The organism is Caldimonas manganoxidans ATCC BAA-369 (assembly GCF_000381125.1).
Lineage (GTDB): Bacteria > Pseudomonadota > Gammaproteobacteria > Burkholderiales > Burkholderiaceae_C > Caldimonas > Caldimonas manganoxidans.
Genome location: NZ_KB905932.1, coordinates 1 through 12,298, shown reverse-complemented (window position 1 = coordinate 12,298; position 12,298 = coordinate 1). Strand labels below are relative to the sequence as shown.

The following is a 12,298-nucleotide window of genomic DNA, read 5'->3' as shown; positions in this document are numbered from 1 at the left end:
TCCGGCCTGACCTGGGTCAGGACTGCCGGCGGGCTTTGTCCCGGCTGGCCCGGCCTGCGCCTTTTGCCATGCGATTGCTGAGCCTCGTGACCCTGGTGCTGGCTTTGCCGGTGTTGGCGATCTTCGGTTCCTGGCTGAGCTTCGATGCCGCCAGCCTGGAGGTGTTGCGGCATCAGGCCAGCACCGTGTTGCCAAGCTATGCCTGGACCTCGCTGTGGCTGTCGCTGTGGGTGGCGCTCGGGGTGGCGGTGGTCGGCGGGCTGACGGCGGCGGCCGTGACCTTGTTCGATTTTCCGGGGCGGCGCATCTTCGAGTGGGCGCTGTTGCTGCCCTTGGCCATGCCCGCCTATGTGCTGGCGTATGCCTATACCGACTTCCTGCAGTACAGCGGACCGCTGGAGACCGCCTGGCGGGCCTGGAGTGGCTCGTCGCAGCGCTTGTTGCCCGATGTGCGCAGCCTGTGGGGGGCGGTGCTGATGTTCGTTTTTTGCCTGTATCCCTATGCCTATCTCTTGACGCGCGCGGCCTTGGCCGAGCGCGGCGTGCAGTTGATGGAGGCGGCTCGTCTGTTGGGCGCCGGGGTGGTGCGCCGGGTGCGCACCGTGGCGCTGCCCTTGGCCCGCCCGGCGCTGGCGGCGGGCGTCGCTTTGGCCCTCATGGAAACCCTGGCCGATTTTGGGGTGGTGTCTTACTTTGGCCTGAACACCTTCACCACGGGCATTTACCGGGCCTGGTTGTCGATGGACGATCGGGTGGCGGCCGCGCAGTTGGCCACGGTGCTGCTGCTGGTGGTGGCCGTGCTGCTGTGGCTGGAACGCCGCGCCCAGCGCCGGCTGCGCTTTGCCACGGCCCGGCCCGGCGCAGCCCAGGGGCCCGAGGCCCGGCCGATCGTGCTGCGGGGCCGGCATGCGGCCTGGGCCTGGGTCCTGTGTGCGCTGCCGGTGTTGCTGGGCTTCGTGCTACCAGTGGGGGTGTTGCTGCACCTGCTGTGGCAGGAGGCGCGTTACGCCGAGCTGGGCTTGCCCTGGGCACGCTTTGCGCAATGGGGCTGGACGAGTTTGCGGCTGGCGGCCCTGGCGGCCCTGGCGGCCGTGGGCCTGGCGCTGGCGCTGGCCTTTGCGCAGCGCGATCGGCCGGGCCCCGTGTTGCGAGCCATGGCTCGGGTGGTGTCTTTGGGCTATGCGGTCCCGGGGGCCGTGATCGCGGTGGGCATCTTGTTGCCGGCCGCCTGGGTGCAGGCTTATTGGCCCGACAGCGGGGCGACGGCTTGGGTCACCGGCACCGCCCTGGGGCTGATTTATGCCTACCTCGTGCGGTTTTCGGCGGTGGCTTTGCAATCGGTGGAATCGGGCTATGCCCGCATTCCCACGACGTTGGACGAGTCGGCGCGCATGCTGGGGGCCACCCGCTGGCGTTTGCTGGGACGCCTGCACCTGCCGCTGCTGCGGCGCTCGGCGCTGGCCGCCGCACTGCTGGTGTTCGTCGATGTGATGAAGGAGCTGCCGGCGACCTACGTGCTGCGGCCGTTCAACAGCGACACGCTGGCGGTGATCGCCTACCAAATGGCCAAAGACGAGCGCTTGGGCGAGGCGGCCCTGCCCTCGCTGGCCATCGTGCTGGTGGGCTTGCTGCCGGTCATCTTGCTGTCGCGCGCGTTGCGCCAGCGCGGCTGAGGCACGCGCTGCCGGCGGCTCGAGGGGGCGTGCAAAGGTCTCGGGTGGCTTCTTTGTGCCGGGGCGAGGCGCACGCAAGGCCCTCAGGCACGGTAGCATGCGACGCCTGCCCCACACACTTGTGCGATGGATGCTTTGCCCGCCCACCCGCCCGAGCGCCCGGTGTTTTATCGGCGCCTGGCCGACCTCGTGCTGGTGCTGGGCGTGCTGGCCAGCGTCTTGGGCTGGCAACACAGCGCCCAGACACTGCGGGACGAGCATGACCGGCAGTTCGACGCGGTGGCCAGCGAGAAAGTGGCGCGTATCGTGGACTCGGTGGAGCGCTACATGGATTTGGCCGGTAGCCTGTCGGCCCTGTTCGAGGCCAGCCAGCACGTCAGCCGGCGCGAATTCCATGAACACTTCCGATCGCTGCGGGCGCTGGATCGGTATCCGGCCTTGCAGGCGCTGCAGTACGCGCCTCGTGTGAGCCATGCCGAACGGGCGCAATTCGAGGCATCGGTGCGGGCCGACACCAGCCTCTCGCCTCAGGGCTATCCCGAGTTCCGCATCCATCCGCCGGGGCAGCGCGACGAGTACTTTCCGGTGCTCTACAACGAGCCGATGCAAGGCAATGAGGCGGCTTTGGGTCACGACCAGGCCGCCGAGGCGACTCGACGCGCGGCACTGGAGCGGGCCCGAGACACGCGGCGGCCGGCCCTGTCGGCCCCGCTGATGCTGCAGCAAAAGGTCGAGCCCACCCGCGGCTTCGTGATCCGCTCGGCGTTGTTTGCCGAACCGTCGGCGACGCAGGACGGCGCCGGCGAGCCGATGCATGTGGGGCAGGTCAGCGTGGTGTTGCGCGCGGCAGATTTGTTGCGCTATGCATTGGTCGACCACGATGCCAGCCGTTATCACGTGCGCATCACCGACATCGGCGATGAAAACTACCGCAGTGGTCAGCCGGTGGAACCGCGCGCGGTGGTGTTGCGCGGCGACGAGGTCTGGTCCTATCCGTACGAGCCGCCGCCGCAGGTCCAGCCCGAGGATCAGCGGGTGCATGTGAAGGCCGTTGGGGGGCGGATGTGGGAGGTGGTGATCACGCGCCGCCCGATCGATGTGTACACCGAGCCTTATCCGTTGACGGTGCTGCTGGGCGGGGTGGCCGGCTCCATCGTGTTGTGGATGGCCCTGCGGGTGTTCGCCGGTCGCTATACGCGGGCCACCGCCTTGGCGCGCTACCTGAGCCGCCAAGCCAAGGAGAGCGAAGCGCGGCTGCGCAGCGTGATCGACGGCACGGTCGATGGCATCATCACGTTCGACCATGACGGGCGCATCGTCGATGTGAATGCAGCGGCCGCGCGCATGTTCGGCGCCACCGAAGCGCAGTTGCGTGGCGCCAGTGTCAACGAGCTGCTGCCACCGACCGACACCGCCCGTGAAGGTGCCGGTGTGGCCTTGGCCTGGGCGGCCGGCCCGGTGCGCGAGGTGACCGGGTTGCGCCGCGATGGGCTGCTCTTTCCTTTGGAGTTGGCCGTCAGCGACGTGCAGCTCGATGGCCGGCCCCATCGCGTGGCCATGCTGCGCGACATCAGCGAGCGGCGCGCCACCGAACTGGCCATGGAGGAGTCGCAACGCCAGCTGCGCCGTGCCGATGCTTTGCGGCGCACCATATACGACAGCGCTCCCTTTGCGATCGTGGCGCTCGATCTGCGCGGCGTGATCCAGGCGATGAACCCGGCGGCCGAGATGCTGCTGGGCTACAGCGCCGATGAACTGGTCGGGCGCGCCACGCCGGCCCTCTATCACGATCCGCAGGAGATCGCGCTGCGGGCCTCGCAGCTCAGCGCCGAGCTGGGCGAGCCGGTGCCTGCGGGGGTGGAGGTGTTCATCGCCCGCGCCAGGCGGGGCCGTCCGGACGAGCGTGAGTGGACCTGTATCCGCAAAGACGGTCGTCGCACGCCGGTGATCCTGGTGATGACGGCTTTGAGCAACGAGGCCGGCGAGCCGGCGGGCTATCTGGGCATCTCCTATGACGTGACCGAGCGCAAGCGCGCCGAGGAGCACATCCGCCACATGGCGCACCACGATGCCTTGACCGACCTGCCCAATCGCGTGTTGCTGCAAGAGCGCCTGAGTGCGGCCCTCACGCGGGCGCGTCGCGAGAGCGACTGCGTGGCGCTGATGTTCATCGATCTGGACCGGTTCAAGAACATCAACGATTCGCTGGGTCATCACGTGGGCGATGGCATCCTGAGGATCGTGGCCGAGCGTCTGCGTGCCACGGTGCGCGCCTCGGACACGGTGGCCCGCATGGGCGGCGACGAGTTCGTCGTGCTGCTGCCCAAAGTGGCGCATGTGGACGACTGCCAACTGGTGGCGCGCAAGATGATCGCCGCGCTGGGGGCTCCCATGCAGGTGGGGCCTCATTTGCTGCGGGTCACCCCCTCCATCGGCGTGGCGACCTTCCCCGAAGCGGGCAGCGACCCGGCCACTTTGATGCGTGCGGCCGATGCGGCGATGTACCACGCCAAAGCGGCCGGGCGCAACAACGTCAAGTTCTACGATGAGAGCATGACGCGCGACTCGGCTGATCGTCTGCGCATGGAGAATGATCTGCATGAGGCCATCGATCGCGGCGAGATGCGGGTGTATTACCAACCGCAGTTCGACTGTGCCAGTGGCGCGCTGGTGGGCGCGGAGGCCTTGCTGCGCTGGGAACGGCCGGGCCACGGCCTGGTGCCGCCTGGCGAGTTCGTCATGCTGGCCGAGGACACGGGGCTGATCGTGCCCATCGGGGCCTGGGTGCTGCGAGAAGCGTGCATGCAGGCGCGCCGCTGGGAGCAGGCGACGGGCCAGCCTTTGCGCGTGGCCGTGAACCTCTCACCGCGCCAACTCGAGTCGGAGGATTTGCTTCAGACGGTGGCAGGCGCCTTGGAGGCCGCGGCCTTGCCGGCCTGGCGTCTGGAGCTGGAAATCACTGAAAGCGCCATCGTGCGCGACACCCTGTCCACGGCCACGGTGTTGGCGCGGCTGCGCGCTTTGGGCATCTCGATTGCGATCGACGACTTTGGCATTGGCTACTCCAGCCTGGCCTACCTGCGCGAGCTGCCGGTGGACAAGTTCAAAATCGACCGGTCTTTCCTGGTCGGGGTGCCGGGCTCTTCGAGCGACGCGCGCCTGACCGCCGCGGTGATCGCGATGGCCCACACCCTGCAGGTGGGGCTGGTGGCCGAAGGGGTGCAGACGCGCGAGCAGCTGGATTTCTTGCGTGAACATGGCTGCCACGAAGCCCAGGGCCATTACCTGGGCCGGCCGATGCCGGCCGAGGACTTCGAGGCGCTCATCCGCCGGGTGGGCGTGACGGCCGCGGCGCCGAGCTGAGCGGGCCGCCTGCGGCTCAGCCCAGCAGGTCCAGCAGCGTGCGCGCCACGACTTTGGTGGCACGGCGCAGGTCCTCCAGCACGATGTGCTCGTCGGCGCGCTTGGCATTGCTTTCGCGCACGGTGCGCGGGCCGGCGCCGTAGATGGCTGCCGGAATGCCCTGGGCGCCGAACAGGCGCACATCGGTGTACAGCGGCGTGCCCGAGGTGGGAATCGGTTCACCGAAGATCGCTTCACCATGGCGTTGCAACGCTTGCACCAACGGGGCGTTGCGCGCGTCGGGCTTCCAGGCGTGGGCCAGCAACAGGCGTTTGATCTCGACCGTGAGGCCGGGCATGCCGGCGGCGGCCTCGGTGATGAGGCGGCGGATCTCGGTCTCGACTTCGACCGGGTCTTCTTCGGGGATCATGCGCCGGTCCAGGCGCAACACCACTTTGCCGGGCACGACATTGGTATTGGTGCCGCCCTCGATGCGACCGACGTTGAGGTAGGGATGGGTGATGCCCGGCACTTGCGAGCGCACGGCCCGGTAGCGCTCGTTCTGGGCGTACAGCGCTTGCAGGATGCGCACGGCGCCTTGCAGCGCATCGACACCGGTGTCGGGGATGGCCGCATGGGCCATCACGCCATGCACGGTGACTTCCATCTGCAAGCAGCCATTGTGGGCGGTGACCACTTGGTAGCTGAAGCCGGCAGCCAGCAGGTAGTCCGGACGGGTCAGCCCCTGGCGCAGCAGCCAGCCCGGGCCGAGTTCACCGCCGAATTCCTCGTCATAGGTGAAGATCAGCTCCACACCGCCTTTGAGCGCGACGCCCAGCGACTCCAGCGCGCGCACCGCGAAGGTGTAGGTGCTGAAATCGCTTTTGCTCACTGCGGCGGCACGCCCGTAGAGGCGGCCCTCGACGATCTCGCCGCCGTAGGGGTCGTGCGTCCAGCCCTCGCCGGGGGGCACCACGTCACCATGGGCATTGAGCGCCACGATGGGGCCTGCGCCATAGCGGCGTCGCACGATCAGGTTGGTGATCGATTGCAGGCCATAGGCGCGCACCTCGTCGGCGGGCACCGGGTGCTTCTCGGCAGGCAGGCCGAAGCTGGCGAGCCACTGCGCCGTGTGTTCGGCATGCGGGGCGTTGTCGCCCGGCGGAGTGTCGGTGGGCACGCGCACCAGCGCTTGCAGGAAGCGCACCTGTTCGTCGAAGTGGGCGTCGATCCAGGCATCCAGGGCCTGGTACAGGTCGGGCGAAGTCATGAGAGTTCCGCGCAGAGGTGATCGAGCAGGTGCTGGAAGGCGCGCACGCACAGCTCGGCATCATCGCTGGTGATGGATTCCAGCGGGTTGTGGCTGATGCCGGCGTTTTGGCCCCGTAGAAAGAGCATGGCCTGGGGCAGGATCTCATGCAGCTTCATCGCATCATGACCGGCGCCGCTGGGCATTCGGTGCACGGGCAGGCCCAGGGCCTGGACGGCGCGTTCCCAACGCTGCTGCCAAACGGGATCGGACGGGGCCGCCGCAGCGCGCATGGTTTCTTCGATCCGATGGCGCAGCCCGCGACGCAGGCAGATGCGATCGAGCTCGGCCAGCACGTCGGCGGCACAGGCATCGCGCACCGCATCGGTGGTGGCGCGGATGTCCAGGCTGAAGCGGCAGCGACCGGGCACCACGTTGATCGAGCCGTGAGGCACCTCCAGGATGCCCATGGTGCCCACCAGGTCCGGCACGGCCGCAGCGCGACGTTCGAGATAGAGGGCCAGCTCGGCCGCTGCGGCAGCGGCATCCCGGCGCAGACCCATGGGCGTGGTGCCGGCGTGGCTGGCCATGCCGAGGATCTCCCCCATGTAGCGCACACCACCGTTGATCGAGGTGACCACGCCCAGCGGCAGGTCCAACTCGTTGAGCACCGGGCCCTGCTCGATGTGGACTTCCACGAAGCCGAGATAGCGCTTGGGGTCGCGCCGCAGCTTGGGGATGTCCTCGATGCACAGGCCGGCGCGCTGCATGGCTTGTCGCATCGTGATGCCCTCGGCATCGGCCTGGTCGAGCCAGCGCATGTCGAACTGGCCGACCAAGGCCCCCGATCCGAGGAAGACGGCTTTGTAGCGCTGGCCTTCTTCTTCGGCGAAGGCCACCACCTCCACGCCGTAAGGCAACCGCCGGCCCTGGCGCGAGAGCTCGCGCACGCAGGCCATCGGCACGAAGATGCCCAGGCGGCCGTCGTACTTCCCGCCATTGCGCACGGTGTCGTAGTGGCTGCCGGTCAGCAGATACTTCGCCAAGCCGCCGCGCTCAGGGTGATAGCGGGCCACCACGTTGCCCACGGCGTCGATGTCCACCTCGTCGAAGCCGCAATCGGCGCGCATCCAGTGCGCGATGCGCTGGGCGCAGGCGCGATGGGCGTCGCTGAGGTAGGTCACGGTCAGTTCGCCACGCTCGGCATAGCCGGGCTCGCTGTGCTCGGCGAGTCGTTCGGCCCAATCCCACACCAGGTGGCCCAGTTGGGGCTCGCAGCCGAACTTGTCGTTGAGCCGCAGTTCGGCGATGCGATGGATGTTGCGCAGGGCTTCGGCGAACTCGAAATCGATCGGGTTGTCCAGCCGGCGTGCGAAGGTGGCGATGATCTCGGACTTGTCCAGCCCCGTGCCACGCGGGCCGCGCACGGCCAGGATGAAGGGGAAGCCGAACTTGGCGTTGTACTGGGCGTTGAGCCGCTGCAGCGTGTCGAATTCCTCGGGCGTGCACTGCGTCAGGCCCGCTTTGCGCTGCTCGTGGGTCGACTCGGCAGTCAGCGTGCGGCTGACCATGGCGCGTCCGGCCAGTTCGGGGTGGGCGCGGATGAGTTGGAGCTGCTCGTCCCGAGAGGCTTGGCGCACCACCTCGACCAGCGTTCGCTTGAGCTGGGCCACGGTGGCAAAGGGCCGCCGCGCGGCCGCGCGCTCGGCGATCCAAGGCGAGTGCTCGTACGTGCCGTCCAGCAGCGCGACGAATTCGGCCGGGCTGGCGGTGTTGAGTTGGTCCAGGGTCAAGGGCATGGCGCTCACTCCCACACGAAGGCGGTGGCAGGGTCGAAGGGGTGCGTGGCCTTCCAGTGACGCGCGATGTCGATGCGACGAGTCACCCATACCCGATCGTGCCGCTCGATGTGGTCGAGGAAGCGCTGCAGCGCGCGCATGCGACCGGGCCGACCCAGCAGTCGGCAATGCATGCCGATGCTCATCATGGCTGGACGTTCTGCACCTTCGGCGTAATGCACGTCGAAGGCATCGCGCAGGTACTCGAAGAACTCATCGCCGTGGCTGAAGCCCTGCGGCAGCGCAAAGCGCATGTCATTGCAGTCCAGCGTGTAGGGCACCACCAGATGCGGGGCGAGCGTGCCGTCGGACTTGCGCACCTGCAGCCAGAACGGCAAATCGTCGCCATAGTAGTCGCTGTCGTATTCGAAGCCGCCGTAGTCGACCACCAAGCGGCGTGTGTTCGGACTGTCGCGTCCGGTATACCAGCCCAGGGGGCGCTCGCCCAGGAGGTCTTCGATGGCTTGCACGCCCAAGCGCATGTGCTCGCGCTCGGTGGCCTCGTCCACGGTTTGATAGTGGATCCAGCGCCAGCCGTGGCAGGCCACTTCATGGCCCAACTCCTTGAAGGCCGCGCTCACCTCGGGACAGCGCTGCATGGCCATGCCCACGCCGAAGACGGTCAGCGGCAGGCCACGACGCTCGAACTCGCGCAGGATGCGCCACACACCGACCCGCGCACCGTATTCGTAAATGCTCTCCATGCTCAGGTGCCGGGCCGGGTAGGCGGCAGGATTGAACATCTCGGAGAGGAATTGCTCGCTGCCGGGGTCGCCGTGCAGCACCGAGTTTTCCGCGCCTTCCTCGTAGTTGAGCACGAATTGCACGGCCACGCGGGCCTGGCCGGGCCACTGAGCGTGCGGCGGATGGCGGCCGTGGCCACGCAGGTCTCGGGGGTAATGAGGGGGCAGTGGACTCATCGCAAGGCTCGGGCGGGGCGGGTTGAAGTCTGCGGCAATCGGGCCGATCGACTTCGCTAAAGTGTGTGCTAAAGTGTATACAAAAAATCACGGGGCGCAAGCCGCCCTTGCTGGTTGGTGTTCGTTCCGATTTCTGGAGGCAATCATGGGCCATTTGAGCACCCACGTGTTGGACACCATGCATGGCTGTCCGGCCGCAGGCATGAAAGTCACGCTGCAGCGCATCACCGAACAGGGGGCGCAAGCCTTGAAGAGCATCACGCTCAACCACGATGGCCGCAACGATGGCGGCGCTTTGCTCGAGGCGGCTTCGATGAGGCCAGGCCGCTACCGGCTGAGCTTCGAGGTGGCGGCGTACTTCCGCGCCAAGGGGGTGGCGCTTCCCGAGCCGGCGTTTCTGGACGTGGTGTCGGTCGACTTCGGAATCGCCGATGCGGCCGCACGCTACCACGTGCCCTTGCTGGTGAGCCCGTGGTCGTATGCCACCTATCGCGGCTCTTGAGGCGCCTCCTCAGGGAAATTCCCCAGCAGTGCTGTATTCAAAACTGTATACACTTTCTCGTATCGCCGCGGAGCCCGTGTGGTGGGGCCGCTCGAGGTCCTGCGCCGGTTGCGATGTCGTCATCCTCACAGAGCCCGCTGTGGTGAGGTGTTTGCATGGCCTGGTGCCGTGCATGCTCCGAGGGTGAGAGGTCATGGAGTCCTACCTGCTCGACTGGCTGAATTTGTTGCTGCGCTGGGCGCACGTGGTCACGGCGATCGCCTGGATCGGTGCCTCGTTTTATTTCGTCATGCTGGACAACAGCCTGAGCGCGCCGCAGCACGAGGATCTGAAGGCCAAAGGCGTGGACGGCGAGATGTGGGCCGTGCATGGTGGGGGCTTTTACCACTCCAACAAATACCTGGTGGCACCGCGCTGGCTGCCCTTGCCGCGCAACCTGCATTGGTCGTACTGGGAGAGCTATTCCACCTGGTTGACGGGTTTTGCGCTGTTTGCGCTGATGTACTTGTGGCAGGCCAACACGTTTCTGATCGACCGGCAGGTGTATGCCTGGTCGTCGCCGGCTGCGGCTGCCGCGGCGGCGCTGGGCTTCTTGGTGGGTTTTTGGTTGGTCTATGACGCGATCTGCCGCACGCTGGGACAGCGTCGCCATGGTGACCTGGTGGTGGGCTTGCTGGTGGCCGGGTTCATCGTGTTGTCCTCGTGGCTGGCGTGCCAGCTGTTTTCGGGCCGGGCTGCGTTCTTGCTGGTGGGCGCCATGATCGCCACCGCGATGAGCGCCAATGTGTTCTTCTGGATCATTCCCGGGCAGCGCAAGGTGGTGGCGGCCTTGCGCGCCGGGCAGGCGCCCGACCCGGCGCATGGGCGGCGCGGCAAGCAACGCAGCGTTCACAACACCTATTTCACCCTGCCGGTGATCGTGGCGATGTTGTCCAACCACTATGGCTGGCTGTATCAGGGTGAGCACAACTGGGTGGTGCTGGTGGGGCTGATGCTGGCCGGCGCTTTGATCCGGCACAGCTTCGTGGCGCGACACAAGGCGAAGGTGCTGGGGCGGCGCACGCCGTGGGAGCATGCGTTGGTGGGGGTGTTGCTGATGCTGGCCGTGGTGGTGTGGCGTGCGCCAAGCGCCGAGGCATCCAACGCGTCGGCAGCCAAGGCCACGCCGGTGCGCTTCGATCAGGTGCAGCAGGTGCTGCAACAGCGCTGCGTCATGTGTCATAACGAGGCCTTGGCGAGCAAAAACGTCGCGCTGCATACCCCCGAACTGATCGCACAGCATGCGCAGGCGGTGTACCAACAGGTGGTGGTCTTGCGTTTGATGCCTTTGAACAACGCCACCCAGATCACCGAAGACGAGCGCGCGCTGGTCAAACGTTGGTTCGAGCAGGGCGCTAAGGCCCACTGAGTCGGCATGCCGCCATGAGGGGTTGGCCATGTTCCAGCCCCCGCGGATTCACCCCCAGAGGAGACATCGATGAGCGAGACGACGAAAGTCCACCCCGTGGACGAGCAGCTGCCGGCTGGCTGCAGCCCAAGAGGGCTTCGGCATGGCGGTGCTACCGCGATATGTGGCGCATGAATCGATACGCACCGGTGCGCTCGCGCCAGGGGCCAGCAAACGCAAGCCCGTGGTCGACCCTTGAACGGGCTTGGTCCCCCCGGCGGGAATCGAACCCACATCTAGCGCTTAGGAGGCGCTCGTTCTATCCATTGAACTACGGCGGGACACCTGGGACGCGTCATGGTGCACGCCTGTCGATTCCCTCTGTGGCTGCGCGCTGCGTTGATAGCCAGTGCGACCGATGGCCGCCGGTCGCACGGATGGCAAGCAGCATCCAATATCAAGGGAAGCGCCGCACTCAAGTCCGTCGCAAGGGGTAAGCAGTCTACACCAAGACCTTTGATCGCAAGGCTGCTGCTGGGCGTGCCAAAGATCGCCATGCGCCGTGGTGGCATCTTGCGGCATCACAAGGGGCGTCTTAGACGCAGAGCGCCGCTCTGTGCTCATGCGCGACCGCAGAGCCTCCAACAATAAGCAGGGAATGATCGGTGGGGTTCGCTCCTGGTCGGCACGACCATGGGCCATAGGTGAGCGCTGGTGCAACGCTCGATGCGAATCTTTGCGATCGGAATAGGGGACCTCGCCCAAGCCGGTGTCGATATGCGCGTGATTGCTCGCCGCGCGTTGGGTGCGATTACGGGTAGGCGGGCGTTGGTGCGCGTGCTCAGGATCAGGCCATGCGGAAGCGTCTATGAATGAGCCGTGTGCAAACCCCCTACTCCCTGCCCCGCTGGTCTAGCGTGGCTTCACCCGCTCGATTGCAACGCTTTGAAACAGCCTGTGCGCAGCCGACTCGGTACGATCGCTTCGGCCGCGCCGCAATGTCGTCGGCGGCCACACAAAAACGCACTCAATCAGGAAGGACCATCCCCATGAGCGCTGCTGCTGCTCCTTGCCGCTTTTGCCACAAGAGTGGACTGTCGCTGCTGCTATTGCGTCCCAGCCCGCTGGCGCTGCACAGCGCGCTGCAGCCGCCGGGGGCGGCCCACACCCGTGTGGATCCGGAGCTGGTGGCGCCCTTCGTGCCTGAGGGGCTGACGCAAAGCCGCCCGGTGCTGCGCCTGCTGCGCGCCGGCTATGTGCACTTGTACATCCCCAAGACCGATCGGTGGTACAGCTGGCGCGTCACCCCCGAAGCCCACCTGCTGGGGCCAGATCACCCGGCCTTTGAGGTGCCCTCGGCCGACACCGTGTGCACCCGCCCCGAGCA

General features: G+C 66.9%; 8 protein-coding genes and 1 tRNA gene. 5 read left to right on the top strand and 4 right to left on the bottom strand.

The window, feature by feature from the left end; translation table 11 throughout:
* The first annotated feature begins 68 nt into the window (after positions 1–68).
* Both F615_RS0103030 and F615_RS19310 read left to right on the top strand, forming a co-directional pair.
* Positions 69–1,673, top strand: coding sequence for an ABC transporter permease (locus F615_RS0103030; RefSeq protein WP_019559694.1), 1,605 nt, complete (start codon positions 69–71; stop codon positions 1,671–1,673).
* A gap of 126 nt (positions 1,674–1,799) precedes the next feature.
* Positions 1,800–5,036, top strand: coding sequence for a bifunctional diguanylate cyclase/phosphodiesterase (locus tag F615_RS19310; protein WP_019559693.1), 3,237 nt, complete (start codon positions 1,800–1,802; stop codon positions 5,034–5,036).
* 16 nt (positions 5,037–5,052) lie between these two features.
* Here the strand turns inward: F615_RS19310 and F615_RS0103020 are convergent, their stop codons facing one another.
* Genes F615_RS0103020 through puuE form a run of 3 tightly spaced genes read right to left on the bottom strand, consistent with a single transcriptional unit; the run spans position 5,053 to position 9,022 of the window.
* Positions 5,053–6,285 (bottom strand): M20 family metallopeptidase, encoded by a 1,233-nt coding sequence (locus F615_RS0103020; protein ID WP_019559692.1) that lies wholly within the window; start codon positions 6,283–6,285, stop codon positions 5,053–5,055.
* Entirely contained in the window at positions 6,282–8,063 is a 1,782-nt protein-coding gene (gene uraD / locus F615_RS0103015) for a 2-oxo-4-hydroxy-4-carboxy-5-ureidoimidazoline decarboxylase (RefSeq protein WP_019559691.1), read from the bottom strand. The genes F615_RS0103020 and uraD overlap by 4 nt, the downstream gene beginning before the upstream one ends.
* Positions 8,064–8,068: 5 nt before the next feature.
* Positions 8,069–9,022: an allantoinase PuuE gene (gene puuE, locus F615_RS0103010; RefSeq protein WP_019559690.1), complete on the bottom strand. Its 954-nt coding sequence runs from the start codon at positions 9,020–9,022 to the stop codon at positions 8,069–8,071.
* A 145-nt stretch (positions 9,023–9,167) separates the two neighbouring features.
* Between puuE and uraH the strand changes: the two genes are divergently transcribed.
* Entirely contained in the window at positions 9,168–9,524 is a 357-nt protein-coding gene (uraH, locus tag F615_RS0103005; RefSeq protein ID WP_019559689.1) for a hydroxyisourate hydrolase, read from the top strand.
* Positions 9,525–9,717: 193 nt separating this feature from the next.
* Positions 9,718–10,932: a urate hydroxylase PuuD gene (locus tag F615_RS0103000; protein WP_019559688.1), complete on the top strand. Its 1,215-nt coding sequence runs from the start codon at positions 9,718–9,720 to the stop codon at positions 10,930–10,932.
* 245 nt (positions 10,933–11,177) lie between these two features.
* On the opposite strand, the gene F615_RS0102995 is transcribed toward F615_RS0103000, so the two are convergent.
* A tRNA-Arg gene (locus tag F615_RS0102995) sits at positions 11,178–11,252 on the bottom strand.
* A 708-nt stretch (positions 11,253–11,960) separates the two neighbouring features.
* Here F615_RS0102995 and F615_RS17665 point away from each other — a divergent pair.
* Positions 11,961–12,298 (top strand): toxin VasX (locus F615_RS17665; protein WP_033370906.1); only part of this gene is annotated, 338 nt, incomplete at its 3' end.